The organism is Bradyrhizobium sp. KZN70725 (genome assembly GCF_055264925.1).
Map to the genome: position 1 here is coordinate 1 of NZ_JBUYWT010000007.1, position 26859 is coordinate 26859.

General features: G+C 64.5%; 19 protein-coding genes and 1 pseudogene. 9 read left to right on the forward strand and 11 right to left on the reverse strand.

Annotated elements, in window-relative coordinates:
* Nucleotides 1-105 precede the first annotated feature (105 nt).
* The 4 genes from ACZBJS_RS08705 to ACZBJS_RS08720 all read right to left on the reverse strand — a co-directional run bounded on the left by ACZBJS_RS08705 (nt 106) and on the right by ACZBJS_RS08720 (nt 5678).
* Nucleotides 106-1023, reverse strand: a complete 918-nt coding sequence (locus ACZBJS_RS08705; protein WP_463438637.1) for an MBL fold metallo-hydrolase — start codon at nt 1021-1023, stop codon at nt 106-108.
* Nucleotides 1024-1223: 200 nt separating this feature from the next.
* A complete protein-coding gene (locus ACZBJS_RS08710) occupies nt 1224-2438 on the reverse strand; it encodes an acyl-CoA dehydrogenase (RefSeq protein ID WP_463438638.1) in 1215 nt (404 codons plus the stop codon).
* A 168-nt stretch (nt 2439-2606) separates the two neighbouring features.
* Nucleotides 2607-3683, reverse strand: coding sequence for a 3,4-dihydroxy-2-butanone-4-phosphate synthase (gene ribB, locus ACZBJS_RS08715; protein WP_028334516.1), 1077 nt, complete (start codon nt 3681-3683; stop codon nt 2607-2609).
* Nucleotides 3684-3947: 264 nt separating this feature from the next.
* On the reverse strand, nt 3948-5678 hold the full coding sequence (locus ACZBJS_RS08720; RefSeq protein ID WP_168857203.1) for a cation:proton antiporter: 1731 nt from the start codon (nt 5676-5678) through the stop codon (nt 3948-3950).
* A 60-nt stretch (nt 5679-5738) separates the two neighbouring features.
* Here ACZBJS_RS08720 and ACZBJS_RS08725 point away from each other — a divergent pair, with 60 nt between their 5' ends.
* Nucleotides 5739-6281 carry a DUF3124 domain-containing protein gene (locus ACZBJS_RS08725; RefSeq protein ID WP_410469728.1) on the forward strand — a complete coding sequence of 181 codons (543 nt, stop codon included), beginning with the start codon at nt 5739-5741 and terminating at the stop codon, nt 6279-6281.
* 60 nt (nt 6282-6341) lie between these two features.
* Complete coding sequence (locus tag ACZBJS_RS08730) at nt 6342-7580, forward strand: aminotransferase-like domain-containing protein (protein WP_253587668.1); 1239 nt, start codon at nt 6342-6344, stop codon at nt 7578-7580.
* A 248-nt stretch (nt 7581-7828) separates the two neighbouring features.
* Here ACZBJS_RS08730 and ACZBJS_RS08735 read toward each other — a convergent pair whose 3' ends face one another.
* The gene (locus tag ACZBJS_RS08735) at nt 7829-9109 is read right to left on the reverse strand and encodes an amidohydrolase/deacetylase family metallohydrolase (protein WP_316395979.1); all 1281 of its coding nucleotides are present in this window, start codon (nt 9107-9109) and stop codon (nt 7829-7831) included.
* Nucleotides 9110-9341: 232 nt separating this feature from the next.
* Here ACZBJS_RS08735 and ACZBJS_RS08740 point away from each other — a divergent pair, with 232 nt between their 5' ends.
* Nucleotides 9342-9572, forward strand: a complete 231-nt coding sequence (locus ACZBJS_RS08740) for a hypothetical protein (protein ID WP_050387960.1) — start codon at nt 9342-9344, stop codon at nt 9570-9572.
* A gap of 69 nt (nt 9573-9641) precedes the next feature.
* On the opposite strand, the gene ACZBJS_RS08745 is transcribed toward ACZBJS_RS08740, so the two are convergent.
* From ACZBJS_RS08745 to ACZBJS_RS08760, 4 genes and pseudogenes are all read right to left on the reverse strand, one after another.
* Nucleotides 9642-10460 (reverse strand): aldo/keto reductase, encoded by an 819-nt coding sequence (locus ACZBJS_RS08745; RefSeq protein WP_057015422.1) that lies wholly within the window; start codon nt 10458-10460, stop codon nt 9642-9644.
* Nucleotides 10461-10626: 166 nt separating this feature from the next.
* Nucleotides 10627-12207: pseudogene (locus ACZBJS_RS08750) on the reverse strand (alkaline phosphatase D family protein).
* 314 nt (nt 12208-12521) lie between these two features.
* Nucleotides 12522-12953 carry a hypothetical protein gene (locus tag ACZBJS_RS08755; RefSeq protein WP_200844543.1) on the reverse strand — a complete coding sequence of 144 codons (432 nt, stop codon included), beginning with the start codon at nt 12951-12953 and terminating at the stop codon, nt 12522-12524.
* 125 nt (nt 12954-13078) lie between these two features.
* The gene (locus ACZBJS_RS08760) at nt 13079-16552 is read right to left on the reverse strand and encodes an indolepyruvate ferredoxin oxidoreductase family protein (protein ID WP_463438639.1); all 3474 of its coding nucleotides are present in this window, start codon (nt 16550-16552) and stop codon (nt 13079-13081) included.
* A gap of 234 nt (nt 16553-16786) precedes the next feature.
* On the opposite strand from ACZBJS_RS08760, the gene ACZBJS_RS08765 reads away from it, so the two are divergent.
* The 4 genes from ACZBJS_RS08765 to ACZBJS_RS08780 all read left to right on the forward strand — a co-directional run bounded on the left by ACZBJS_RS08765 (nt 16787) and on the right by ACZBJS_RS08780 (nt 19576).
* On the forward strand, nt 16787-17737 hold the full coding sequence (locus ACZBJS_RS08765; RefSeq protein ID WP_141341797.1) for a hotdog family protein: 951 nt from the start codon (nt 16787-16789) through the stop codon (nt 17735-17737).
* A gap of 47 nt (nt 17738-17784) precedes the next feature.
* Nucleotides 17785-18339 (forward strand): carboxymuconolactone decarboxylase family protein, encoded by a 555-nt coding sequence (locus ACZBJS_RS08770; protein WP_057015427.1) that lies wholly within the window; start codon nt 17785-17787, stop codon nt 18337-18339.
* 1 nt (nt 18340) lies between these two features.
* Nucleotides 18341-19141: an SDR family NAD(P)-dependent oxidoreductase gene (locus tag ACZBJS_RS08775; protein ID WP_316395983.1), complete on the forward strand. Its 801-nt coding sequence runs from the start codon at nt 18341-18343 to the stop codon at nt 19139-19141.
* 216 nt (nt 19142-19357) lie between these two features.
* On the forward strand, nt 19358-19576 hold the full coding sequence (locus ACZBJS_RS08780) for a hypothetical protein (protein WP_076828992.1): 219 nt from the start codon (nt 19358-19360) through the stop codon (nt 19574-19576).
* 137 nt (nt 19577-19713) lie between these two features.
* Here ACZBJS_RS08780 and ACZBJS_RS08785 read toward each other — a convergent pair whose 3' ends face one another.
* Nucleotides 19714-22896: an efflux RND transporter permease subunit gene (locus ACZBJS_RS08785; RefSeq protein ID WP_253624188.1), complete on the reverse strand. Its 3183-nt coding sequence runs from the start codon at nt 22894-22896 to the stop codon at nt 19714-19716.
* A gap of 23 nt (nt 22897-22919) precedes the next feature.
* The gene (locus ACZBJS_RS08790) at nt 22920-24164 is read right to left on the reverse strand and encodes an efflux RND transporter periplasmic adaptor subunit (RefSeq protein WP_463438640.1); all 1245 of its coding nucleotides are present in this window, start codon (nt 24162-24164) and stop codon (nt 22920-22922) included.
* A 204-nt stretch (nt 24165-24368) separates the two neighbouring features.
* On the opposite strand from ACZBJS_RS08790, the gene ACZBJS_RS08795 reads away from it, so the two are divergent.
* Together ACZBJS_RS08795 and ACZBJS_RS08800 are read left to right on the forward strand one after the other, a co-directional pair.
* Nucleotides 24369-24968: a TetR/AcrR family transcriptional regulator gene (locus ACZBJS_RS08795; RefSeq protein ID WP_028339538.1), complete on the forward strand. Its 600-nt coding sequence runs from the start codon at nt 24369-24371 to the stop codon at nt 24966-24968.
* Between the two features lie 69 nt (nt 24969-25037).
* On the forward strand, nt 25038-26762 hold the full coding sequence (locus tag ACZBJS_RS08800) for a SulP family inorganic anion transporter (RefSeq protein WP_316395985.1): 1725 nt from the start codon (nt 25038-25040) through the stop codon (nt 26760-26762).
* Nucleotides 26763-26859: the final 97 nt, after the last annotated feature.

Below are 26859 nucleotides of genomic sequence, written 5' to 3' on the forward strand. Positions count from 1 at the left end.
ACTTCCGACGCTTGGCAACCCGTTATGACAGGCGATCTGACAACTTTACCGGCTTCATCCATCTCGCTGCCGCAATGATCTGGATGCAATGAATGTCGATCGGTCCTAGGCCAATCGGTACGTCCCGCCGATCACGGGATCGCCGTCCGTCACCACGACGCCGCGTGCGACCAGGTCCTCCAGATGCGCCAGCACCGAATAGCCGGCGGCATTGGCGAGCCGCGGATCGAGCCCGATATAGATCGCCCGCACCATGGTCGGGATGTCGGCCTCGCCCTTGCCGAGACGATGCAGGATCGATGCCTCGCGCGCCCGGCGATGCCGCGCCAGGAAACGGACGTAACGCGGGCCTTCCGGAATCTCCGGGCCATGGCCGGAGAAATACAGCTGCTCGGGCCGCTGTTCCAGCCGCTCCAGCGAGGCCATGTAATCGATCATCGAGCCGTCCGGCGGCGCCACGATCGAGGTCGACCAGCCCATCACATGGTCGCCGACGAAATTGATGCTGCGCTCGGCCCAGGCGAACGCCAGATGGTTGGCGGTGTGGCCGGGGGTCGCGACCGCCTCCAGCGCAAAGCCCGCGCCCTCGATGACGTCGCCGTGCTTGACCTGCACATCGGGCCGGAAATCGCGGTCGGCGCCGGATTCCGGATTGTGCTTTTCGCTCTCGAAGCGCGGGCGCGAGGCGCGGTGCGGTCCCTCGGCATAGACCGGCGCGCCGGTCGCGGCCTTGATCCGTGGCGTGTTCGGCGAATGGTCGCGATGGGTATGGGTGACCAGGATATGCGTCACGGTCTCGCCCTTGACCGCATCGAGCAGCGCCTTGGCATGCGCCTCGTCGTCGGGACCGGGATCGATGATCGCGACCTTCCCCTCGCCGACGATATAGCTGACCGTGCCCGTGAAGGTGAACGGGCTCGGATTGTTGCAGAGGACACGGCGAACGCCGGGGCGGACCTGTTCGACCACGCCGGGCTTCAGCGGAAAGTCGCGGTTGAACGGGATGTCGTCGTTGTCGGCCATGGGGATTTTCTCTGCATCGTCATTCCGGGATGGCCCGCAGGGCCAGACCCGGAATCTCGAAAGAAGGGAAAGGAACGCGGCGCGAGATTCCGGGTTCGCGCCGTCCAAATCGGCTGTTGCCGACTTAGACATTTAAGATCTGCCGAACTCGGGTAAACCTGAGTTCGGTTGGCGCGCCCCGGAATGACGAGCAAGCGCCCTTACGAGAACGCCTGGATGCCGGTGATTGCGCGGCCGAGGATCAGCGCATGGACGTCGTGCGTGCCCTCATAGGTGTTGACCGTCTCGAGGTTCGCGGCGTGACGCATCACGTGATACTCGATCTGGATGCCGTTGCCGCCATGCATGTCGCGCGCCATGCGGGCGATGTCGAGCGACTTGCCGCAATTGTTGCGCTTGACGATCGAGATCATCTCAGGGGCCATCTTGCCCTCGTCCATCAGGCGGCCGACGCGCAACGAGGCCTGCAGGCCGAGCGCGATCTCGGTCTCCATGTCGGCGAGCTTCTTCTGCACCAGCTGGGTGGCGGCGAGCGGCCGGCCAAACTGCTTGCGGTCGAGCGTGTATTGCCGCGCGCGGTGCATGCAGTCCTCGGCAGCGCCCAATGCGCCCCAGGAGATGCCGTAGCGGGCGCGGTTGAGGCAGCCGAACGGGCCCTTGAGGCCGGAGACGTTGGGCAGCAGCGCGCTTTCCGGCACCACCACATTGTCGAGCACGATCTCGCCGGTGATCGAGGCGCGCAGCGACAGCTTGCCGCCGACCTTCGGCGCCGACAGGCCCTTCATGCCCTGCTCGAGAATGAAGCCGCGGATCTGGTTGTCGTGCGCAGCCGACTTGGCCCACACCACGAACACGTCGGCGATCGGCGCGTTCGAGATCCACATCTTGGCGCCGTTGAGCTTGTAGCCGTCGGCGACCTTCTCGGCGCGGGTCTTCATGCCGCCGGGATCGGAACCGGCATCCGGCTCGGTCAGGCCGAAGCAGCCGACCCATTCGCCGGTCGCGAGCTTGGGTAGATATTTCTTGCGCTGGTTTTCGTCGCCATAGGCGTAGATCGGATACATCACCAGCGACGACTGCACCGAGTTCATCGAGCGATAGCCGCTATCGACGCGCTCGATCTCGCGCGCCACGAGGCCATAGGCCACGTAGCTCGCATTGGCGCAGCCATATTCCTCGGGCAGCGTCACGCCGATCAGGCCGAGCTCGCCCATTTCGTTGAAGATCTCGCGGTCGGTTTTCTCTTCCAGATAGGCCTTGGTGACCCGCGGCAGCAGCTTGTCCTGCGCATAGGCCCGCGCAGTGTCGCGGATCAGGCGCTCGTCTTCGGTAAGCTGGTCGTCGAGCAGGAACGGATCATCCCACTGGAAGCTGGCGGCAGCCGGCTTGTCCTTGGCCTGGGGGCGCACGCTCATGAAACATCCTTTCGCATCGTCTATCGGAAATTGGCGGATAAATTAAAGCGCTATGCTGCGAAGCGCAATTGAATTGGGACCTTCGTCATTCCGGGGCGATGCGTCAGCATCGAACCCGGAATCTCGAGCTTCCGGGTTCGCGCTATCGCGCGTCCCGGAATGACAGTGCTAGGTCTCCAGCTTCTCGTTCGACACGATCTCGATGCCGAAACCTGACAATCCCTTGTAGTCATGCACCGACGAAGTCAGGTGCCGGATCGAGGTGACGCCGAGATCACGCAGGATCTGTGCGCCGACGCCGACCTCGCGCCACTGCCTGTGGCGATCGGCCTCCGCCGTCTTCTGCTCGCCAACCGGCTCGACCGGAACACCGGCGGCACCATCGCGCAGATATACCAGCACGCCGCGGCCGGCATCCTTGAAATGCCGCAGCACGGCTTCCATTCGCGCCGGCCCGGTGAACAGGTCTTTCACGATGTTCGGCTTGTGCAGCCGCGTCAGCACGTCTCGGCCGTCGCCGATGCCGTTATAGACGAAGGCGGCATGCATGATCTCGTCGAACGGCGAGCGATAGGCGTAGCCCTGCAGCGGGCCGATCGGGCTTTCGGTGGTGAAGGTCGCGACCCGTTCGATCAGCTTCTCGCGCGCCTGGCGATAGGCGATCATGTCCGCGATCGTGACATGCTTGAGCTTGTGGGCGGCGGCGAATTTGGCGACCTGCTCGCCCTTCATCACGGTTCCATCGTCGTTCATCAGCTCGCTGATGACGCCTACCGGCGGCAGGCCGGAGAGCCGGCACAGATCGACCGCCGCCTCGGTGTGGCCGGAGCGCAGCAGCACGCCGCCGTCGCGCGCGATCAGCGGGAAGATGTGGCCGGGACGCGCGAAATCATTGGCGCCGGCATTGGGATTGGCGAGCGCGCGGCAGCAGGAGGCGCGTTCCTCGGCCGAGATGCCGGTGCCACCATCGGGCTTGTAGTCGATCGAGACCGTGAAGGCAGTGGTGTGGTTGGACTCGTTGTGCGCCACCATCGGGTCGAGCCGCAGCCGGCGGGCATCCTCGGTGGTGATCGGCGCGCAGACGATGCCGGAGGTGTGGCGGATGATGAAAGCCATCTTCTCCGCCGTACAGAACGACGCCGCGACGATCAAATCGCCCTCGCCTTCCCGGTCGTCATCGTCGGTGACGACAACGAGTTCACCCTTCGCAAAGGCTTGCAGCACTTCCTGGATCGTATCGGCCATTGTCCTGACATCTCGCTATATGCAGGCAGTGGATTAGCCGGGTTCCGATGTCAGCGCCAGTATCATTATGCAACCCGCCATGCATCCGGCAGGGATACCAGGAGGGGAGATTTCACCTCTCCCAAAGGGAGAGGTCGGATCGCATCGCTCGATGCGATCCGGGTGAGGGGTTCAGCCCTCTCGTGGGACTCGAGCCCCCTCACCCGCTGCGCAAATCGACCTCTCCCCGATGGGGAGAGGTGATGGACAGCCTTGAGACCGGCGTTACGGCAGCACCTCGCGCCGGTCGCTGAGCTGGGCGTCCAGTTCGGCGCGCTTGTCGTCGAGCAGACCGGCGTCGGCCGCCTCGATCACGGAATAGAGCTCGCCGGCGTCGCTGAGCCGGGTCACCGTCACGTAGTCGGCGCCGGCGCTGTAGAGGTCGTCGACGCCGGTCAACAGGTCCGCGGTGGCAACGATCCGCGCGGTCGGATTGAGGGCGCGGACGTGGCGCACCAGCTTCTCATTGTCGGCGCCGACCAAGAGGAAATCCGGCACGCTCAGGATGATGATCTCGGCCTTGCCGATGCCGGCATGAACCAGGGTGTCGACATTGCTGATGTCGCCATAGATCACATGCATGCCGCGGTCGGACAGCGTGCGGAACACCAGCGGGTTGAAATCGATCACGCTGATCTGCTCGAGCAGCGACTGGTTCTGCCGCTCGATCTGGCTGATCAGCGCGCTCGCCGCGCGGAAAAAGCCGAGGATGACGATGCGCCGGATCTCGCCATGTCCGCCCTCGTGCCCGGCCTCGCGGCCCTGGCCTTCCTGATCGAGGTCGCGCAGTCCGATCCGCTTCAACGGACCAATCAGGCCGCGCACGATCTGGTCGCTGCGCCCCATCGCGAAGGTCGAGAGCACCGCCAGCACGACGAAGGCGAACGAGGCCGCACTCGCGGTTTCGGTTCCGATGTGGTTGGCGGCGACGCCGGTCTGGATCACGACCAGCGAGAACTCGGAGATCTGCGCCAGGTTGATCGCCGGCAGCAGGCTGGCGCGCAGGCCCTGCTTCATCAGATAGAGCGGCGTGAACGTCGTGATCAGGCGGCTCGCCACCGTGAAGGCCGCGATGACGAGCGCAAGCCAGATCACCGAGAGGCCCGGAATCGGGATCGTCATGCCGAGCGCGACAAAGAACAGCGTGATGAAGAAATCCCGCAGCGTCGTGACCTTGGCGGTGACGTCGAGCGCATAGGGAAAGGTCGAGATCGAGACGCCGGCGACCAGCGAGCCCATCTCGCGCGACAGATGCAGCCGCTCGGCGATCTCGCCGATCAGGAAGCACCAGGCGAGCGCGCCGAGCAGCACGAGCTCGGGCCGCCGCGCGATCTGGTGGAACAGCCGCGGCAGCACGTAGCGGCTCAGCACCAGCGCGGTCGCGACCAGCACCGCGACGCGGGCAATCGACAACAGCACGACGCTGATCTGCAGATTGTCGAGGCTCGGCTGCACCGCCAGGAACAGGATCGCGAAGATGTCCTGCAGCACCAACACGCCGAGCGTGATGCGGCCCGGCAGCGTATCCAGCTCGCGCTTCTCGTAGAGCACCTTGACGATGATCACGGTCGACGACAACGAGCAGGCGACGCAGAGATAGATCGCGTCGAACTTGCCGCCGCCGACCGCAAGCCCGATAGCGGCAAAGAACGCCACGCCGATCAGGCAGCCGCCGATCAGCTCGCCGGCTCCCGCGAACAGGATGACCTTGCCGGCACGGATGATCTTCTTGAGGTCGATTTCCAGCCCGATCATGAACAGCATGAAGATCAGGCCGAGCTCGGAGATGACGCTGATCGATTCCTGGGACTTGACCCAGCCCATGCCGAATGGACCAATGAAAAAGCCGGCGATAAGGTAGGCCAGTATCAGCGGTTGCCGGGAGAAGTGGGCCAGCAGCCCAATCCCCCAGGCAAACAGGATACAGAGCGTGATATCGGGAATCAGTTCATGCATGCGTTCAAAGACTTCCTGTTGCCGCAACCTAGAGGGCCGGGCGTGAGGATCAACCGAGCAATGTGTCACATCCGCGCAGGCGGCATTTTTCTCGCAGTTTTGCTCTGCCTGCTCACCGTGCGCATGTCAGAGGCGCTAGCACAATCCTCGGCAAGTATTGAACAAAATTTCGCGAACTCGTTGATGGCGGTGCCATCGGAGGGCCTCACCGCCTCCGGTGCATTCTACGTGCCGGTGTATTCCAGCGTGTCGATGAGCCAGGGCAAGCTCAGGGCCGATTTTTCGGTGACGCTCAGCGTGCACAACGCCTCCGAGACGAAGCCGCTGGTGCTGAAGCGGATCGCCTATTTCGACACATCAGGCAAGATGGTGGAGAGCTACCTTAAATCGCCGGTCGCGCTAAAACCGTTTGCGACCGTCGAGGTCGCGATCGCCACGACCGATACCCGCGGCGGCACCGGCGCGAATTTCGTGGTCGATTGGGCGGCCGCCGGCGAGATCGCGGAACCGGCGGTCGAGGCCTTGATGGTCGGCAGTGTCGGCGCAGGGCACTACGCCTTCATCAGCCAGGGCCGGCCGATCCGGCCGGTCGGCAAGAACTAACCGCATGGAAGGCCGCTTGCCGCGGCCTTCTCAACGATAACAACACGGAGCGAAACGTCCATGTCCACCTCAGCCCAGTTCGACTTTACACCGCTACTCGCGGCCGGCCTGCCTGCCCCGGCCGCACGCTGGACCGGGCTCGCCAAATACAGCTTCGTCGGCGGCAACAACGATCCCGACCAGGTCCCGGTCGACGGGCTGCTGGAGGCGGTCAACGCCGTGTTGAAGCGCGAGGGCAGGAATCTGGCGACCTACAATCTCGCGCACGGGCCGCAGGGCTATCTGCCGCTGCGCCAGTTCCTGACCGAGAAGCTGAAGCGCGACGCCGGGATTGCCTGCACGCCGGACGAGATCATGATCGTCTCCGGCTCGCTGCAGGCGCTCGATCTTGTCAATCACACCTTGCTCGCCAAGGGCGATACCGTGCTGATCGAGCAGGAAACCTATCAGGGCTCACTGAACCGGCTGACACGGCTCGGCGTCAATGCGGTCGGCATTCCCCTCGATGGCGAGGGCATCAGGATCGATGCGCTGGCTGCGGCACTCGCCGATCACAAGCGGCGCGGCATCACGCCGAAATACATCTACACCATCCCGACAGTGCAGAACCCGACCGGCTCGATCCTTCCCGAGAGCCGCCGCGCCGAGATGCTGAAGCTGTCAAGGGAATACGGCGTGCCGATCTTCGAGGACGATTGCTATGCCGATTTGATCTGGAACGGCGAACGGCCGCCCGCGATCTATGCGATGAGCAAGCATGGCGGCGTGATCCATATCGGCTCGTTCTCCAAATCGATCGCGCCTGCGCTGCGGGTCGGCTTCATCGTCGCGCCCTGGGGGATCATGTCGCGAATGCTGCCGCTGAAGACCGACGCCGGCTCCGGCGCACTGGAGCAGATGGTGCTCGCGGAATATTGCGCACCGCATTTTTCGACCCATGTGCCGCGCCTGACCAAGGGCCTGCGCGCCAAGCTCGATACGCTGATGGAGGCGTTGAACGAGCAGTTCGGCACCGCGGCCGAATTCGAGGCGCCCAAGGGCGGCATCTTCCTCTGGGTCAAGCTGCCCGACAATGTCGACACGCTGAAGCTCTATCAGGCGGCGCTTGCCGCCGGCGTCTCGATCAATCCGGGACCGGAATGGTCGACCAGCAAGGCCCATTCCGGCAGCCGGCTCCGCCTCTGCTTCGCCAGCCCCTCGCACGAGCAGATCCGCGAGGGCGTTGCCGCGCTGGCCGAGGTGTGCCGCAAGGAGTTCGGCGTGCCGGCGCGCAGCAGCAATGTGGAGAAGCGCGGCTAGATCATGATGACTTTGCGCCGAAGCGAGTTGCGGACTCCGCTTCACCTCGCCCCGCGTGCGGGGAGAGGTGGGAACGCATCGTCAGATGCGTTCCGGGTGGGGGGAGCCTCCGCAACCTCAGCTATCACCGGATACGCGGAGGCAGCCCCTCACCCCAACCCTCTCCCCGTAAGAACGGGGCGAGGGAGCGCAGCGCGCTTGCGGTCGCCATTCGATCTGATCTCATCATGCTCTACCGATCTGCGCGCCTACCTCACCGAGAACGGCGCCTGATAGGGCCGGCCGAACGGCACGCCGTTGACCACGGTCTGCACCGGCTTCAGCAGCAGATTGCCGTCGCGCTTGTTGTTGCGGGTATCGACGAAGGAGACCGGGCCTTCGACGAGATCCATGATCGCGACGTCGCCGGGCGCGCCACGCTGCAGTGTGCCGACCTTCGGGGTCCGGTTGATGATCCGCGCCGGCGCCGAGGTCGCCATCGCCACCACCTGATCCAGCGACGAGCCCATCGCCAGGAACTTGCTCATCACGTTCGGCAGGAACGGAATGCCGGGCGAGTTGCCCGAGAAGACGTGGATGTCGGAGGAGATCGTATCGGGCGCGCAGCCGGCGGGGATCGCGACTTCGGCCACCGTGAAATCGAAGCTGCCGCCGCCATGGCCGACGTCGAACAGCACCCCGCGCTGCTTGGCCGCGAGCGCCGCCGGCAACAGCTTGCCCTCCTGCACGATATTGGTGAAAGCGCCGGACATGTTCGGCGCGCCGGAATATGCATGGGTCAGGATATCGCCCGGCCGAAGCAGATCGAGGATGTCGGACATCAGCTCCCTGGTCTCGACGCCGCCGATATGCACCATCATCCGCGCCGGCCAGCCGCACATCTCGCAGGCCTGAATGCCGCGCTTCAGCGGCTCGAGGCCATGCTTGAAGATGACGTTTTCCGACATCCGCACCTTGACCCCGATCAGGAAGTCGGGGTTCTCGGCCAGCGCCATCGCGCAGGCTTCGACCTGGGCGTTGTCGATGTTGTAGAGCTCGGCCACCGGGAATGCCGACAGGCCATTATTGGCGATGTGGACGAAGGCGTAGATCCGCGCCCGCGATTGCGCCACGATGAAGCGCCGCAGCGCCGCGAGGTTGTTGACGCCGGCGTCGCCCGCCGAGACGACCGTCGTGGTGCCCTGGAATTGCACCAGCTCGTCGGCGGGAATGCCGATCGCCGATCCGTACGGGTAGACGTGGCAGTGCAGATCGACCAGACCCGGCATCACGAGCTTGCCCGACGCGTCGATGGTCCTGGCGGCGCGAGCAGCCGGGATATCGTCTTCGATCGCCTCGATGATGCCCCAGCGGATGCCGATGTCGCGCTTGCCGCGCAGCGACTGGCTGGGATCGATGACATCGCCGTTCTTGATCACGAGGTCGAACTTGTCGTCCGGCCCCATCGCCGCAGCGGCCGGCCTCGCGATGGCTGCGGCAGCGGCCGATCCCGTCACTTTCAAAAAATCCCGGCGTGAAAATTCGCTCATGGCAACGTCCCCCCGAACATTGATTTTTATGGCGCGATGATGCGTCGGACGCAGCGGTTAGGCAAGGCCGGGAAAGCCGCCCGTGCGCTCGCTCATCGGTTGTGCGCACCAACACGCGACGGCAGCAGCGTTCGAGGCAGTTGCTGAACAAGTGTTCAGAAAACTCCTCTGGTTCCTGAGGAACGTTTCAATCTCCGTACGGTTTTCTCTTCGCTTATTTGAGGAGGATGAGATGAAAAAGATTGGCTTTGTTCTCGCGGCGGTTGGTGCGCTTGCGGTGGCCGTTCCGTCGATCGCGAGCGCCGAGACGGTCGTGATCAGACATGGCGGTCATCATCACTGGGACCGCGGCTGGGGCGCACGCGCCGAAATGCGCCATGACCGTGGCTGGCATCGCGGTTGGCATCATGGCTGGCATCACGGCCATGACCGGACGGTGATCATCAAACGTCATCACTACTAAGGACCGACACAACGGAAAATGGCTCCTCACGGAGCCATTTTCTTTTCTGCTTCCTCAGGGCCAGCGGCCTCAATCCCACGCCGGCGCAAACCCCGGATTGACGCAGCGCATGTCCTTGGGCAGCGCCGCAATCGCCTTGCGGTCCGCGTCGTCGAGCTTGACCTTCAGTGCGTCGAGATTGGCCTTTTGGCTTTCGGCGCGCGAGGCTTTCGGAATAGCCGCCACTCCATCCTGATCGAGCAGCCATTTCAGCGCCACCTGCGCCGCGGTCGCATCATGCTTGCTGCCGATTTTCGCCAGCGTCTCGTCGGTGGCGAAGCGGCCCTGGGCGAGCGGACAATAGGCCACCAGCGGGATCGATTTCGCGGCGAGATATTTGCGCACCGGCGTCTGGTCCAGCATCGCGTGATATTCGATCTGGTTGCAGGCGATCGGCGCCTTGATGTCCTCGACCACGGTCTTGAGCAGCGCGGTGGTGAAATTGGCGACGCCGATCGCGCGGGTGCGGCCTTCCTCCCTCAGCTTCATCAGCGTCTCGAAGACGGCAGGCAGCTTCATACTCCGCGACGGCCAGTGCACCAGATAGAGATCGACGTGATCGAGCCGCAGCTTCTTCAGGCTGGCGTCGAACGCTGTCCGGATCGCATCCGGCGCCAGGTTCTCGTGCCAGACCTTGGTGGTCACGTGCAGGTCCCTGCGCGCGACATTCGAGGCAGCGATCGCCGCCCCGATCGCCTCTTCATTGCCGTACATCTCGGCGGTGTCGATATGCCGATAGCCGAGCCCAAGCGCGCTCTCGACCGCCGCGCGGCAGGTATCGCCCTGCATGCGGAAGGTGCCGAGCCCGAGCTGCGGCAGGCTGATACCCTGTGTCTGCAGATTTTCCATGGATAGCTCCTGACGCGTGGGACGCCGATGCCATCGACGACGTCACGCCAGCAAATCGTTTCGTGGGAATGAAATTGGCAGGAATGCCGACACGCAGTCTGCCCGCAAACCGGGCCCTCGGGCAAGACGCCGGCAATCAAGATGTCGCGACGGATCAGAGACGGCGCTAGATGTGCTGCGCCATGATCTGGCCGGGCCGCGCGTCCGGCCGCGGCTCGATATCGACCGACCAGAGGTCGTGGTTGTCGACGTCCTTCAGCGTCACCGTCATCACGCCGGTCTTGCCGTCGATGTCGACGCGGCCGAAGAATTGCAGCCCGAAGCACGGCGCGAGATTGTCGCCCTGCTCGGCCGAGCAGCCCTTCTGGTACATCGCCTTCGGGCCAAAGGTGTTGTCGAGCTCGCCCGGCGACCAGGTGCCGGCATGCAGCGGACCGGAGACGAACTCCCAGAACGGCTCGAACTCCTGGAACACCGCGCGGTTCGGATCATAGTGATGCGCGGCGGTGTAGTGCATGTCGGCGGTGAGCCACACCGTGTTGCGGACCCCGGCGCGCTTCATGAAGGACAACAGATCGGCGATCTCGTGCTAGCGCCGCGCGGGCGGCCCGTCGCCGAGCGCGACCGCATCGAGGCTGACGAGGCCGATCGGCAGATCCGCCGCGATCACCTTCCAGACAGCATCCGACGCCACCAGCTCCCGCTTCAGCCAGGCGAGCTGGCTCTGGCCGAGGATGCAGGCGTGGTCCGGATCGCCCTGCTTGTTCCAGCTGGAATCGCGATAGGAGCGCATGTCGATGATGAAGACGTCGAGCAGCGGCCCGTAGGGAATCTTGCGGTAGACGCGGCCATCGCGCTCCGGCATCAGCCGCATGGGCATGAATTCGTGGAAGGCGCGGCGTGCCCGTGCCACCAGGCGCGAGCTGCCGTCCGCCTCATAGCCGGTCGCATCGGTGGTGCCGAGTGGCGACCAGTCGTCGGCCACCTCGTGGTCGTCCCACTGCGCGAACATCGGCACCTCGGCGTGGAAGGCGCGGAAACTCTCGTCGAGCCAGTTGTATTTGTAGTTGCCGCGAAACTGATCGAGGCTCTGCGCGACGACGGATTTCTCCTCGGTGACGATGTTGCGCCAGATCTCACCGTTTGGGAGTTTCTGCTCCGACGGCACCGTGCAATCGGCGTAGATGTGATCGCCGGAATGGATGAAGAAGTCCGGACGCTCGTCCAGCATGGTGCGGTAGCTGCGCAAGCCGCCGCGCGCGGGGTCGATGCCCCAGCCCTGCCCGACGACGTCGCCGGACCAGACGAACGAGACGGGACGCCGGTCGGCCGGCGCGGTTCGGAAATGGCCGACCCGGCTTTCGCCTGATGTGCCCTCGCGGTCCTCGAAGCGCACGCGATAGAACAGGTCCTGGCCCGGCGGCAGGCCGTCGAGCAGCAGCTTGGCGGTGAAGTCGCGCTCGGGCAGCGCATCGGCGGACACGGTGCGCAGGATGCTGGCGAAGCTTTCGACCGCGGCGCATTCGATGTGCATCCGCGCGGCGCGATCGGCGCGCGCCCAGATGACAGCGGAATCGCTTGCCACGTCGCCGGACTGGATGCCCGCAATCGCGGGCCGATCCGCGGCGCGGCTCAGATACGGTCTTGCCAGCGCGCCGAATCCCGCCAGCGCCGCGGTCGACGCCGAGCGCACCAGAAGCTGGCGCCGGGTGAGGCCTCGCCGCCTCGCGGAGTTCGCTGTCGGCATCGAATAACCTTCGTCGAATCGCAACGAAGGTTTTGCCTGCGCTCCTTGACTCCGGCCTTACGGTTTCTTGACTCTCCGCCGACGGTTTTGCGACGGCGGGATGACTCGGGGGCGGCTGCTGGGACGGCGGCCCCGGATATCGAGCGCTCAAGCACCAAACCCGTCATCCTGAGGAGGTCGCGAAGCGGCCGTCTCGAAGGATGAACGGCCCGTCCGTGGCCGATCCATCCTTCGAGGCTCGCTTCGCTCGCACCTCAGGATGACGGGTCAAGGATTGACGCACTTCGAGAAAGCAGAGGCGCGAGAGCGCCGCCTCACCGATGCCAGTTGCAGATGCCGCCGGTGCGGCACGGCCAGGTCTGGATCCGTGTGTCACGGGCCTCCGCATCAAGCGGGTTCGAGTGGCGGCGCGCGAGCTTGGCACGGGCGGGCACGCGCGCTTCCGCGCGCTTCTTCTCGTGCGGCGCGGTCACCCTGGTGGTCCGCACGGCTTTCTTCGGCGCGACTTTCGGCTCCTCGACCTGCGGCTCGACATTCGCATGCTGATCGGGGCCATGGTCGGTCTTCGCCTCGACCGGAACGGGCTCGAACTGCGCCGGCGGGCCAAGCGGCTTCGGCGACAACACTGCGCGTGAAAGATCGAGGCTGAAGAACTCGCTGGGGCGATACTCGTCAGCCAACGCCACGCCGCCCAAAGCCAGGCACGCGGTACAAACGGTTGCAACAAAAGCGTTTTTCAGGACCATCAAACGGCCTCCTGAAATCACTCGAACAGACAGCCATCATGTAGGGGCTCGGGCGTACGAATCCAGCCACCGCTTGCAGGCAGGGTTGCCGGTCAACCAGGGCGGCTGTGGAAAGTTCCCCGGCCTTACTCCGCCGCCTGCGCCAGCGGCTGGCTGATCGCGCGCTCCAGCCGAGCGCATTCGGTGCGGTAGCGGGCGACGTTGCCCTCCTTGATGTGGCCATAACCACGCACGAGCTCCGCAGCCTTCGCCAGCGCCACGAGGCGCGGCAAGTCGAGCGGCTTCTTGCCGTCGAGGTGACGCAGGATCATCGCCGAATACTCGACCGGCAATGCGCGCTCCATCTTGCGCTCGGCGGTATAGCCGAAGATGTCGAAGGCGGTGCCGCGCAGGCCCTTCAGCCTTGCGAGCATGCCGAACGCCGTGAAGATCCACGGACCGAATTCACGCTTCTGCAGCCGCCCGGTGACGGGATCGCGCTGGGCCAGCAGCGGCGGCGCCAGCAAGACCTTCAAGCCGGAATTGCCTTGGAATTGTTCCCTCAAGGCCTTGCTGAACTCGCCGTCGGAATAGAGCCGCGCGACTTCGTATTCATCCTTGTAGGCCATCAGCTTGAACAGGCCCTTTGCGAAGGCCTCCGTCAGGTCCTGCGAGCCCGGCGCGGCCGCCGCCTCGGCGGTGCGGACGCGCGCTACATCGTCGAGATAGCGCCTGGCGTAGGCCGCGTCCTGATAGTCGGTGAGGAATTTGGCGCGGAACGCGATCGCCTCATCAAGCGTCTTCTTGGCCGGCGCGGCGCCGGCGCTCTTGAAGCGTGCGGCGCTGACCACGCGTTGCAGATCATACGCGGCGAGCCGGCCCCACGAGAACGCGGTCTTGTTCATCTCGATGGCGGCGCCGTTGAGCTCGATCGCCTTCAGGATCGCTTCCAGCGACAGCGGGATCGCGCCGCGCTGAAAGGCAAAGCCGAGCATGAAGGCGTTGGTGGCGATGCTGTCGCCCATCAGCGCGGTGGCAAGCCCGGTGGCATCGAGGATATCGAGGTCGCCAGGCGTCACCGCGCCGTTTAGCGCATCGCGCATCGAGCTGGCTTCGAAGTCGATATCGGGATCGATCACGAAGCTCGCGGTCGGCAAGAGATCGGCGTTGACCACGGCGCGGGTGACGCCGCGCTCGGCGCGGCTCAGCGCCGGCACGCTGGTGGCGACGACGAGGTCGCAGCCGAGGATCAGGTTGGCATTGCCCGGTGCGATGCGCACCGTGGTCAGCATGTCGGAGGCGGGCGCGAGCCGGACATGGCTCATCACGGCGCCGTTCTTCTGCGACAGGCCGGTGAAGTCGAGCGTCGAACAGGCGAGCCCCTCGACATGCGCGGCCATGCCGAGCAGCGCGCCGATGGTGATCACACCGGTGCCGCCGATGCCGGTGATCAGGATGTTGTAGGGATTGCTCAACGCGGCCACAGGCGGCGTCGGCAAGTCGGCGAACAACGCCTTGGGATCGGCGGCAGCGCGGTCCGCCTTGCGCAGCTTGGGGTCCTGCACCATCACAAAGCTCGGGCAAAAGCCCTCGATGCAGGAGAAATCCTTGTTGCAGTTCGACTGGTCGATGCGGCGCTTGCGGCCGAGTTCGGTCTCCAGCGGCTGCACCGAGACGCAGTTCGACGCCACCGAGCAGTCGCCGCAACCCTCGCAGACGCGCTCATTGATGAAGACGCGCTTGGCCGGATCGGGGAACAGCCCGCGCTTGCGGCGACGGCGCTTCTCGGCGGCGCAGGTCTGGTCGTAGATCAGGACGGTGAGGCCCTCGATCTCGCGCAGGATGCGCTGCACGGCATCGAGCTCGCGCCGATGATGAATGGTAGCGCCGGCCGGGAAATAATTGGCGGGATATTTGTCTGGATCGTCGGAGACGATCGCGAGCCGCTTGGTGCCCTCCGCCCAGACCTGGTGTGCGATCTGCGACACCGTAAAGCCGCCCTCGGCCGGCTGGCCGCCGGTCATCGCAACCGCATCGTTGTAGAGGATCTTGTAGGTGATGTTGACGCCGGCCGCGGCCGCTGCGCGCAGCGCCAGCAAGCCGGAATGGGTGTAGGTGCCGTCGCCGAGGTTCTGGAACACATGCTGTTCGCTGGTGAACGGCGCCTGCCCGATCCAGCTCACGCCCTCCGCGCCCATATGCGAGATGGTCTGGGTGTTGCGGTTCGGCACCGACAGCGCCATGCCGTGGCAGCCGATGCCAGCCATGGCGCGGCTGCCCTCGGGGATCTTGGTCGACGAGTTGTGTGGGCAGCCCGAGCAGAAATACGGCGTGCGCTGCAGCTTCGCGGTGCCCGTGCCCTCGGCGGGGCGATCGAACGCCTCGAGTTTTGCCAAACGCTGCTCCAGCAGCGGGCTGCGGTGACCGAGCCGGCGCAGCCGCGCCACCACGGCGGCGGCGACCATGGTCGGCGTCAGCTCGCCCTCGCTCGGCAGCAAGGGAGCGCCGCTCTCGTCGCGCTTGCCGACCACCGAGGGACGCTTGGAGGCGTCCATGTTGTAGAGGATGCGGACCAGCTGGTCCTCGATGAAGCCGCGCTTCTCCTCGACGACCAGCACATCCTGCAGGCCCTCGGCGAAGGCGCGCGCGCCGCGCGCTTCGAGCGGCCAGGTCAGCGCCACCTTGTAGATGCGCAGCCCGAGCGCCTGCGCATCGGCATCGGTGATGCCGAGATCGGCGAGCGCCTGGCGCAGATCGAGATAGGCCTTGCCGGTCGCCATGATGCCGAGCCGCGCCGGCTTCGAATCCAGCACGATGCGATCGAAGCGGTTGACGCGGGCGAAGGCCGCGACCGCCTCCATCTTGGGCCCGTGCAACCTGCGCTCGGCTTCGAGCGGCGGATCCGGCCAGCGGATCGAGAGCCCGTCCGGCGGCATCTCGAAATCGTCGGGCATGATGATCTTGATGCGATCGGGATCGCTGACGATCGAGGCCGAGCTTTCCACCGTCTCGGAGATCGCCTTGAAGCCGACCCAGCAGCCGGAATAGCGCGACAGCGCGAAGCCGAGGATGCCGAGGTCGAGATAATCCTGCAGCGTCGCCGGATTGACCACCGGCATCAGCGCCGAGGCGAACACCTGCTCGCTCTGATGCGCCAGGGTGGAGGATTGGCAGCCATGGTCGTCGCCGGCCAGCGCGATCACGCCGCCGTTCGGCGAGGTGCCGGCGGAATTGGCGTGCTTGAGCGCATCGAGCGAGCGGTCGACGCCTGGGCCCTTGCCGTACCAGATGCCGAACACGCCATCGACCTTGGCGCCGGGGAACATGCCGACCTGCTGGCTGCCCCACACCGCGGTCGCCGCCAGATCCTCGTTGAGGCCGGGGACGAAGGCGATGTCATGTTCCCTGAGGAAGGACTTCGCCCGCCACAGCGCGTGGTCGTACATGCCGAGCGGCGAGCCGCGGTAACCGGAGATGAAACCGGCGGTGTTCAGCCCGTGCGCGCGGTCGCGTTCGCGCTGCAACATGGGCAATCGGACCAGCGCCTGGGTACCGGAGAGGAAGATTCGTTTCGTGTCCAACCGGTACTTGTCGTCCAGTCCAACTTCCATCAACGCCATCAGTTTCACCGTCAGTCAGCCACGCCGGTCCGGACCGGTCTGATTATCTTCCGAAATGATCATGCATCAGCATGCACTGATTTTGTTATGCATGAACAGCCCCGTTCCATGGCCGCAGCACATATCTCATGTTGCGCATGCGAGGCCTTGTTGCGCTGCGAGGCCTTGTCGTTCTGCAAGGCCTTGCCGAACCCCGGCATCTTTGAAACGGTGGCGCGCAAAGGGAGACCAAGGATGATTACAGTCGAATCCGCATTCACGACGGAAATCGTGGAGAACGGCAATCTGCTGGTGGGTCCCTGGCGCAGCCCGAAGCAGATGCTGCAGGCCCAGACCTACGACTCCCACGCCTCGATTCACGACGATGCAACGGCGCAGAAGCTCGGCTTTCGCGGCGGCACGATCGAGGGACCGACCCATTTCAGCCAGTTCGCGCCGCTGTGCGAGCGGATCTGGGGCCGCGCCTGGTTCATCACTGGCTGCCTATCCGCGCATTACCGCAACCCGGTGTTCGAAGGCGAAGAGGTGCAGGCCCAGATCGAGAAGCCGAAGCCGGGCCAGACCGTTTGCACGATCGGGATGGTCAAGCGCGACGGCACCGAGATCCTGCGCGGCACCGCCTCGATCGATGGCAACGGCAGCGAGACGGCGCTCAGCCACCGGCTCGGCGAATTGAAGCCGCTGACCGATCCCGTGATCCTCGCCGACATCAAGGTCGGCATGAAGACGCCGCGGCAGGCGATCAAGATGGATTTCGACCAGAACATGGGCGATCTCTATCCATTTTCGCTGGCCGAAAAGCTCAAGGTGATCACCGAGCCTTCGGATTATTATTCGCTGGAGCACAATCCCTGGGGCCGCGCCATCATCCCGATGGAGATGCTGAGCGTGCTGTTCCAGTACCGCGCGCGCGAGGACCGCCTGCCGGTCCGCGGCCCCGCCGTCGGGCTGTTCGCCGACCAGGAGATCCGTCTTCTGCGCGGGCCGCTCTTCCCCGGCGAGACCTATTGGGTCGAGCGCGAGGTCGTGGCGCTTTCCGGCAGCAAGCGCACCGAGAGCATGTGGGTGCGCTCGACCGTGTTCGATGCCGACAACGCGGTGGTCGCAACGATGCTGCTCAACGGCGCCAGCATGAAGGACTCCTACGCCAACTACGAAAGCGAGCACAAAGCCCTCTACGGCTGAAACGACAGCCGCCTCTTCCGCAAGCCGCCGAAACAAGGACAACAACAATGGCCCGCCTGCCCTATCTCGAAGCCGATCAGGTCGCCCCCGAATATCGTGACATGCTCAAGCGCAACACCAATCTGCACAAGCTGCTGGTGAACTCGCCGGACATGGCGCGCGCCTTCAACGGCGTCGGCGGCTATATCCGCTTCAAGAGCAAGCTCGATCCGCGCTTACGCGAACTCGCGATCCTGCAGGTCGGCTGGCTCGAGCAGTCGGAATACGAATTCACCCACCATGTGAAGATCGGCAAGGAGTTTGGCGTCACTGACGAGGATATAAAGGGCCTGATCGCGGAGACCAGTGGCCAGCCGTCGAAGCTCGAGCCGCTGGCAAAGGCGATCCTCAAGGGCGCCCGCGAGATGGTGCGCGAGCTCGCGATGTCGGAGGCGACCTTCGCCGAGATCAAGCAACATCTCTCCGACGAGCACATGACCGATCTCGTGCTGACGATCGCATTCTACTGCGCCGTGGTGCGGGTGCTCGCCACCATGCAGATCGACAACGAACCTTACTACAAGGAGGTACTGCAGCAGTACCCGCTACAGGGAGTGAAGTGAGATGCGCCTGCAAGATCGCGTCGCCATCGTCGTCGGTGCAGGCCAAAGCCCCGGCGAGGGCATCGGCAACGGCCGCGCCACCGCGCTGACCTTCGCGCGCGAAGGCGCCAGGGTGCTGTGCGTCGATTACAATCTGGCTTCGGCGCAGGAGACGGTCGACCTGATCGCGGCCAAGGGCGGGACTTCAGTCGCCTTCAAGGCCGACGTCACCAAAAATGCTGACATCAAGGCGATGGTGGCGGACGCACATGGCCGCTGGGGCAGTGTCGACATCCTGCACAACAATGTCGGCGTCAGCCTCTCCGGCGGCGATGCCGAACTGCTTGATATCACCGAGGAGGCGTTCGACCGCTGCGTGGCGATCAATCTGAAGAGCTGCATCCTCGCCGCCAAGCATGCGATCCCGATCATGCGCGCGCAGCAGCGCGGCTCGATCATCAACATCTCGTCGATGGCCGCGATCACGACCTATCCCTACGTCGCCTACAAGGCGACCAAGTCGGCGATGATCGCCTTCACCGAACAGCTCGCCTACCAGAATGCGCAATATGGCATTCGCGCAAACGTGATCCTGCCGGGATTGATGAACACGCCGATGGCGGTGGACACCCGCGCCCGCGAATTCAAGAAGAGCCGCGCCGAGGTCGAGGCCGAGCGCGACAGCAAGGTGCCGCTGCGTCACAAGATGGGCACCGGCTGGGACGTCGCCAATGCCGCGCTGTTTCTCGCCTCCGATGAAGCAAACTTCGTGACCGGCGTCACGTTGCCGGTCGATGGCGGCGCAAGTGTGCGGCGCGGTTAATCGAGACGATTAACCTGTGTGACAATTTGGGATTAATCACTGTGACGAAATCACGCGTTATTGCGCCGCAATGATTCGAAAAAATTGAAGTATTCCAATGACACGGCGATGTGACGACGCGTCCACATAAATCGAAATCCTGACTCGTTGTGGTCGCACGAAATTCATCTGCGCTCTGTATCTCGCACGCCAAGAACTTCTGGAGTGCCTGGACCGATGAGCGAAGAATTCGAACTCAGACCCGATCAGTGGGATGCGCTGAAAGCGTTGCGGGCTCCCGCAGCAAACCCTTCACGGCTGAACAGGTTCGCCGTCGAAAGCCTGATCACGCTCGGCTATGTCGCCGTGCGCGGCGATTCGTTTGAGCTGACGCCCGCGGGCCGCAAGGTGCTGGTCCGCGGTTCATCACAATTGCTGCTGGATATCGCAGCCTGATTCCGTTCGAAGCTGACACGAACGAGAGCTTCAGTTTTGATTGAATCAAAGCTGAAGCTCTCGTTTTTTTGTCTTGCCGCGTTTTCTTCACGCGAACCGGTATCCACTTCGCTCGAAAACGCTCTGCACACGCGGCATCATGCCGCGTGTGCTTTTCCAGGGATGGTCGTCTCGCCGTGCTGCGTCAGCGGCTTCATCCCGGTGAGGCTGCGCAGCAGCACGTAGAACACCGGCGTCAGGAACAGGCCGAACACCGTGACGCCGATCATGCCGGAGAACACCGCAACCCCCATCGCGCGCCGCATCTCCGAGCCCGCGCCGGTCGACAGCACGAGCGGCAGCACGCCCATGATGAAGGCCATCGACGTCATCAGGATCGGTCGCAGCCTTAAGCGACTCGCCTCGATCGCGGCACGGATCGGTGACCGCCCGGCGAATTCGAGCTCGCGCGCGAATTCGACGATCAGGATGGCGTTCTTGGCCGACAATCCGACCAGCACGATCAGGCCGATCTGGGTGAAGACGTTGTTGTCGCCCTTCGACAGCCAGACCCCGAACATCGCGGCCAAGAGCCCCATCGGCACGATCATGATGATCGAGAGCGGCAGCGCCAGGCTCTCATAGAGCGCGGCGAGCACCAGGAACACCAGGAGGATCGCCAGCGGAAACACCCAGATTCCGGAGTTGCCGGCGATGAACTCCTGATAGGTCAGGTCGGTCCATTCGAAAGCGAATCCGGGCGGCAGCACTTCGGCCGCGATCCGCGTCGCCGCCTCCTGGGCCTGGCCGGAGGAATAGCCCGGCGCGGCAGCCGCGTTGATGTCCGACGACAGGAAGCCGTTGTAGCGGATCGCGCGTTCCGGACCCGCGCTCTGGCGGACCTTCAGCAACGCCGACAGCGGCACCATGTCGCCCGACGACGAGCGCACCTTCAACTGCCTGATGTCGTCGGCACGCGCGCGGAACGGCGCGTCGGCCTGCACATAGACCGAGTAGGTGCGGCCGAATTTGTTGAAGTCGTTCACATAGTAGGAGCCGAGATAGATCTGCAGCGTGTTGAAGACCTCCGTGACGGGCACGCCGAGTTGCAACGCCTTGGTACGGTCGATATCGGCGAACAGCTGCGGCACGTTGACCTGGAAGCTCGAGAACACGCCGGCAATCTCCGGCGCCTTCTGCATCGCCGCCATGAACGCCTTGGTCGCGTCGTTCAGCGCTTCATAGCCGAGGCCGGCGCGGTCCTCGATCTGCAGCTTGAAGCCGCCGATGGTGCCGAGGCCGTTGACCGGCGGCGGCGGGAACATGGCGATGAAGGCATCCTGGATGCCGGCATATTTCTTGTTAAGCGCCGCCGCGATCGCCGGACCGCTGAGCGAGGGATCCTTTCGCTCGTCGAATGGCTTCAAGGTCGAGAACACGATGCCGGCGTTGGAGGAGTTGGTGAAGCCGGAGATCGACAGGCCGGGGAACGCCACCGAGCTTTCGACGCCGGGCTGGGTCAGCGCGATGTCGCTCATCTTGCGGATCACTTCCTCGGTGCGGTCGAGCGTCGCGCCATCGGGCAGGCGGGCAAAGCCGACCAGATACTGCTTGTCCTGGCCCGGCACGAAGCCGCTCGGCACCTGCTTGAACAGCACGCCGGTCAGGCCGATCAGCAGCACATAGAGGCCGATCACCGCGGCCTTGCCGTAGATCACCTTGGTAACGGTGCGGCCGTAGTTCTCGGAGGACTTGGTGAAGACCTTGTTGAAGCCGCGGAAGAACCAACCGAGCGACCTTTCCATGATCCGGGTCAGCCAGTCCTTGGGCTCATGATGCCCCTTCAAGAGCAGCGCCGAGAGCGCCGGCGACAACGTCAGCGAATTGATCGCGGAGATTACGGTCGAGATCGCGATGGTCAGCGCGAACTGCTTGTAGAACTGTCCGGTGAGGCCGGAGATGAAGGCGAGCGGCACGAACACCGCGATCAGGACCAGCGCGATCGCGATGATCGGGCCGGACACTTCGCGCATCGCCTGATTGGTGGCATCGCGCGGCGACAGGCCGGACTCGATGTTGCGCTCGACGTTCTCGACCACGACGATGGCATCGTCGACCACGATGCCGATCGCGAGCACCAGGCCGAACAGGCTGAGCGCGTTGATCGAGAAGCCGAACACATGCATCACCGCGAAGGTGCCGACGATCGACACCGGGACCGCGATCAGCGGGATGATCGAGGCGCGCCAGGTCTGCAGGAACAGGATCACGACCAGCACGACGAGCGCGACCGCCTCGAGCAGCGTGTGGATGACAGCCTCGATCGACGAACGCACGAACTGCGTCGGATCGTAGACGATCTGGTAGGACACGCCTTCCGGCATGTTCTTCTTGATCTCGGCCATCGTGGCGCGGACATGGTCGGAGATCTCCAGCGCATTCGACCCCGGCGCCTGGAAGATCGGGATCGCGACCGCCTGCTTGTTGTCAAGCAGCGAGCGCAGGCCGTATTCGGAGGCGCCGAGCTCGACCCGCGCGACGTCGCGCAGCCGCACCACCTCGCCTGCCGAACCCGTCTTCACCACGATGTCGCCGAACTGCTCCTCGGTCGAGAGCCGTCCCTCGGCGTTGACGGAGAGCTGGAGGTCGATGCCCTTGACGCTGGGCGAGGAGCCGACCACGCCGGCGGCAGCCTCGACGTTCTGGGCCTGGATCGCGCGTACGACGTCGCTCGCGGTCAGCGAATGCTCGGCGGCTTTCTGCGGATCGACCCAGACCCGCATCGAATAGTCGCCGGCGCCATAGAGCTGGACGTCGCCGACGCCGTCGATCCGCGCCAGCCGGTCCTTGACGTTGAGTACCGCGTAGTTGCGCAGATACGTCATGTCATAGCGGTTGTTCGGCGACAGCAGATGCACGACCATGGTGAGGTCGGGCGAGCTCTTCTTGGTGATGATACCGAGCTGGCGCACCACAGCCGGCAGGCGCGGCTCGGCCTGCTGCACGCGATTCTGCACCAGTTGGGTCGCCTTGTCGGGGTCGGTGCCGAGCCGGAACGTCACCGTCAGCGTCATCGCGCCGTCGGTGGTCGCCTGGCTCGACATGTAGAGCATGCCTTCGACGCCGTTGATCTGCTCCTCGATCGGGGTCGCGACCGTCTCGGCGATCACCTTCGGATTGGCGCCGGGATAGGTCGCGCGCACCACGACCGACGGCGGCACCACGTCGGGATATTCCGAGATCGGCATCGCCAGCAGCGAGATCAGCCCGGCCAGGAAGATCAGGATCGAAAGCACGCCGGCGAAGATCGGCCGGTCGATAAAGAATTTTGAGAGATTCATGGCTCCGCCCCCGCGTGCAGCGCCTAGCGCTGCACGACGTGCTGGTTGGTTTCAGTGGATGCCTGCTGCATGCCGCGCGCGCCCATTTCGGCGACTTCCATCTTCAGGAGTGCGCCGGGACGCACGCGCTGCAGGCCGTTGACGACGATGCGGTCGCCGGATTTCAGGCCGGCGGTGACGATCCGCAGGCCATCGACCGAGCCGCCAAGCGTGATGGAACGATAGACGGCGCGGCTGTCGTCGCCGACAAGCATCACGAACTTCTTGTCCTGGTCGGTGCCGACGGCGCGCTCGTCGATCAGCACCAGCGTCTGCTGCTTGGGCTGGCCCATGCGCACACGGGCGAACTGTCCCGGGATCAATCGGCCGTCATCGTTCTTGAACACGGCGCGGACTCGGATGGTGCCGCTCTGCCCGTTGACCTGGTTGTCGATGAGCTGGATGTGCCCCTTGGCGCTGAGGCCGCCCGACGTCACCATGTCGACCGGAATCTGGTCGAGATTGCCGCGCTTGCCGGAGGCATCCGCGATCGAGTTCAGCGCGCGCAGCACCACTTCCTCATCGGCATCGAAGCTCGCATAGATCGGATTGACCGAGACCAGCGAGGTCAGGACCGGTGACGAGGTGCCGGCGGCGACGAGATTGCCGACGGTGACCTCGATCCTGCCGACCCGGCCGTCGACCGGCGCCCGCACCTCGGTGTAGTCGAGATTGAGTTTGGCCGTCTGCAGCGCGGCCTCGGCGGCCTTGACGTTAGCGACTGCCTCGCGGTTGGCGTTGTCGCGCTGGTCGAAATCGCGCCTGGTCACGATGTTGTTGCCAACCAGCTGCGCGCCGCGCTCGACTTCGCTCGTGGTGAACACGACGCGGGCCTTGGCGGCCTCGAGCTGCGCCTGGGCGCGATCGACCTCGGCGGCGTAGGGCGCGGGGTCGATCTTGAACAGGATGTCGCCGGACTTCACCAGCGCGCCCTCGGTGAAGTTGGTCGAAAGGATCGCGCCCGCCACCCGCGGCCGGAGCTGAACCCGGTCGACGGCTTCGAGCCGGCCCGAGAAGTCATCGAACAGCGTGGTCGGCCGCGGCTGGATCACGGCAACGGTGACCGGGACCGCCGGCTCGGGGGCCGCGGCAGTCGCGGTCGCCTGTGCGGCATGGAAATAGTGGCCGGTCGCGATCGAACCGGCCACCGCGAGGGCGCCAAGGATCACGATACCGCCGACGACACGTCGGAAGCGGCCGGAACGGGGATTTTGGATTGACGAGGGCATTCACGCGCTCCAGATATCTGTAGTGTTCGCTACAGATGTGGAGCTGGACGCCGGTTCGCAAGATACTTATGTATCAAGCACTATGAATTTCTTATCTCATTCATGGGGAAATGGGAAGTCGCGGAAAAACATCACGTGCAACAAGAGGATAAGCCAGGGACAATCCGTCATAGAAACGGCACCCGGCTTACGGAGCAACGAAAAATGGGAATGGGACGCCCCCGCGCTTTCGACGCGGACGCCGCTTTGGACCAGGCCATGGACGTGTTCTGGCGCCACGGTTACGAGGGCGCGACGATCGCCCAGCTCACCGAGGCGATGAATATCAATCCGCCGAGCCTCTACGCCGCCTTTGGCAGCAAGGAGGGTCTGCTGAAGGCCGCGCTCGACCGCTACACCGAGAAGCGCGACGCCTGGATGGAAAAGGTTTTGGGCGCCGCCACCGCCCGAGAGGTGGCCGAACGATTTCTGATGGAGCACGCGGACGCCCAGACCGATCCCGCCAACCCGCCCGGCTGCCTGCTGGTGCAGGGCGGCCTTGCCTGCGGCACCGGCTCGGAGAATGTTCCATTTGAACTGGCAGCGCGCCGCACCCGAACGGAGGACCAATTGCACGAGCGTTTTGTCCGCGCGAAGGCCGAACGCGACCTGGGCGAAAGCGCCGATCCGGCCACCCTTGCCCGCTATCTCTCCGCGGTGACATCAGGCATGTGCGTGATGGCTTCCTCGGGCGCCGACCGCAACGCGCTGCGCGAGATTGCAGCGGTGTCGCTGAAGGCGTTTGATGAGCAGGCGAAGGGGTAGAGCGGTTGAAGGGGTAGAGCGGTTCACGTCAAGCGCCTGCGGCCCCAACGACGTTGGGAGTGACCGGCGATGAAGCATTGGACCGGCTGGCTGCCGGGTCTCAGCACGCTGCGTCGATATCAAGCGGCGTGGCTCCCACACGACATCGTCGCCGGGCTGGTGCTCGCGACCATGCTGGTCCCGGTCGGCATCGCCTATGCGGAGGCGTCCGGCCTGCCCGGCATCTACGGGCTCTATGCGACGATCATCCCGCTGCTCGTCTACGCGCTGTTCGGGCCGAGCCGCATCCTTGTCCTTGGGCCGGACTCGGCGCTTGCGGCCATCATCCTCGGCGTCGTCGCTCCGCTGTCTGGCGGCGATCCGATGCGTGCGGCAACCTTGGCCGCCATGATGGCGGTCGTCTCCGGGACGATATGCATCGTCGCGGGTATCGCGCGGCTGGGATTCCTGACCGAGCTTCTCTCCAAGCCGATCCGCTACGGCTACATGAACGGCATTGCCCTGACCGTGCTGATCAGCCAGCTGCCAAAGCTGTTCGGCTTTTCCATTGAAGGCGATGGACCTCTGCGCAGCCTCTGGGCGGTCATCGGAGCAATCGTCGACGGAAAGACGAATTGGGCGACCCTCGGGATCGGCCTTGCGACGCTGGCGGTGATCCTGCTGCTAGCCCGGAACAAGCGGTTGCCCGGCATTCTCATTGCCGTCGTCGCCGCGACGGTCGTCACCGGGGTTCTCGATCTCGGGGCCCGCTTCGGCGTGACGGTCCTGGGTTCGCTTCCCCAGGGCTTGCCGGGATTTGCCATTCCCCGGATCGGCTATGGCGACATCGTGCAGGTGCTGATCGGCGGCTGCGCCGTCGCGCTGGTGTCGTTCGCCGATACCAGCGTCCTGTCGCGCGCCTATGCAGGACGATTGGGCGATCGCGTTGATCCCAACCAGGAGATGGTGGGGCTCGGCGCGGCCAATCTGGCGGCCGGCTTCTTTCAGGGTTTTCCGATCAGCAGCAGCGGATCGCGAACGCCCGTTGCGGAAGCTGCCGGAGCGCGCACGCAATTGACCAGCGTCATCGGCGCGCTGGCCATCGCCTTCCTGCTGCTGATAGCGCCGAATTTGCTGCAGCACTTGCCCAACGCAGCATTGGCGGCCGTCGTCATCGCCGCTGCGCTCGGCCTGTTTGAGATCGGCGACCTCAGGCGAATCTACCGCATTCAGCAGTGGGAGTTCTGGCTATCGATGGTCTGCTTCGTCGGCGTGGCCGTGCTGGGGGTGATTCCCGGAATAGGCCTCGCCATCGTGCTCGCCATCGTCGAATTCCTGTGGGACGGCTGGCGGCCGCATTCCGCCGTGCTGGGCCGCGCCTCCGGCGTGAAGGGCTATCACGACATCACGCGATATCCGGACGCACGCCAGATCCCTGGCCTGGTGCTGTTCCGGTGGGATGCGCCGCTGTTCTTTGCCAATGCCGAGTTCTTCAAGGAACGCGCGCTGGACGCCGTGGCAAAATCCCCGACGGCGGTGCGCTGGTTGGTGGTCACGGCCGAGCCCGTCACCAGCGTGGACGTGACCGCGGGCGATATTCTCGCCGAGTTGGACGAGGCGTTGCACGCACAGAAGATCGAGCTGTGCTTTGCCGAGCTCAAGGACCCCGTCAAGGACAAGCTGAAGAAATTCGGCCTGCTGGCGCAACTCGGCGAGAATAACTTCTTCCCCACCATCGGCGTTGCCGTTGCGCGCTACCTCGAGATCAATGCTGACGTGACCTGGGAGGACTGGGAAGACCGCGCCGAGGCCTAAAGCGCGATGGGTTCAATCGTCAGCGCGCTATAAGCGCTTTTGTTTGAGCATGATCTCCGCGCAAACGCTTCGCGTTTGTCGCAGGGAAAACCGCTTC

Excerpts from the sequence above, each read along its gene's own strand:
- ACZBJS_RS08705 (WP_463438637.1), bottom strand. The coding sequence starts at position 1,023 with ATGGCCGACAACGACGACATCCCGTTCAACCGCGACTTTCCGCTGAAG.
- ACZBJS_RS08710 (WP_463438638.1), bottom strand. The coding sequence starts at position 2,438 with ATGAGCGTGCGCCCCCAGGCCAAGGACAAGCCGGCTGCCGCCAGCTTC.
- ribB (WP_028334516.1), bottom strand. The coding sequence starts at position 3,683 with ATGGCCGATACGATCCAGGAAGTGCTGCAAGCCTTTGCGAAGGGTGAA.
- ACZBJS_RS08720 (WP_168857203.1), bottom strand. The coding sequence starts at position 5,678 with ATGCATGAACTGATTCCCGATATCACGCTCTGTATCCTGTTTGCCTGG.
- ACZBJS_RS08725 (WP_410469728.1), top strand. The coding sequence starts at position 5,739 with ATGTGTCACATCCGCGCAGGCGGCATTTTTCTCGCAGTTTTGCTCTGC.
- ACZBJS_RS08730 (WP_253587668.1), top strand. The coding sequence starts at position 6,342 with ATGTCCACCTCAGCCCAGTTCGACTTTACACCGCTACTCGCGGCCGGC.
- ACZBJS_RS08735 (WP_316395979.1), bottom strand. The coding sequence starts at position 9,109 with ATGAGCGAATTTTCACGCCGGGATTTTTTGAAAGTGACGGGATCGGCC.
- ACZBJS_RS08740 (WP_050387960.1), top strand. The coding sequence starts at position 9,342 with ATGAAAAAGATTGGCTTTGTTCTCGCGGCGGTTGGTGCGCTTGCGGTG.
- ACZBJS_RS08745 (WP_057015422.1), bottom strand. The coding sequence starts at position 10,460 with ATGGAAAATCTGCAGACACAGGGTATCAGCCTGCCGCAGCTCGGGCTC.
- ACZBJS_RS08755 (WP_200844543.1), bottom strand. The coding sequence starts at position 12,953 with ATGGTCCTGAAAAACGCTTTTGTTGCAACCGTTTGTACCGCGTGCCTG.
- ACZBJS_RS08760 (WP_463438639.1), bottom strand. The coding sequence starts at position 16,552 with ATGGCGTTGATGGAAGTTGGACTGGACGACAAGTACCGGTTGGACACG.
- ACZBJS_RS08765 (WP_141341797.1), top strand. The coding sequence starts at position 16,787 with ATGATTACAGTCGAATCCGCATTCACGACGGAAATCGTGGAGAACGGC.
- ACZBJS_RS08770 (WP_057015427.1), top strand. The coding sequence starts at position 17,785 with ATGGCCCGCCTGCCCTATCTCGAAGCCGATCAGGTCGCCCCCGAATAT.
- ACZBJS_RS08775 (WP_316395983.1), top strand. The coding sequence starts at position 18,341 with ATGCGCCTGCAAGATCGCGTCGCCATCGTCGTCGGTGCAGGCCAAAGC.
- ACZBJS_RS08780 (WP_076828992.1), top strand. The coding sequence starts at position 19,358 with ATGAGCGAAGAATTCGAACTCAGACCCGATCAGTGGGATGCGCTGAAA.
- ACZBJS_RS08785 (WP_253624188.1), bottom strand. The coding sequence starts at position 22,896 with ATGAATCTCTCAAAATTCTTTATCGACCGGCCGATCTTCGCCGGCGTG.
- ACZBJS_RS08790 (WP_463438640.1), bottom strand. The coding sequence starts at position 24,164 with ATGCCCTCGTCAATCCAAAATCCCCGTTCCGGCCGCTTCCGACGTGTC.
- ACZBJS_RS08795 (WP_028339538.1), top strand. The coding sequence starts at position 24,369 with ATGGGAATGGGACGCCCCCGCGCTTTCGACGCGGACGCCGCTTTGGAC.
- ACZBJS_RS08800 (WP_316395985.1), top strand. The coding sequence starts at position 25,038 with ATGAAGCATTGGACCGGCTGGCTGCCGGGTCTCAGCACGCTGCGTCGA.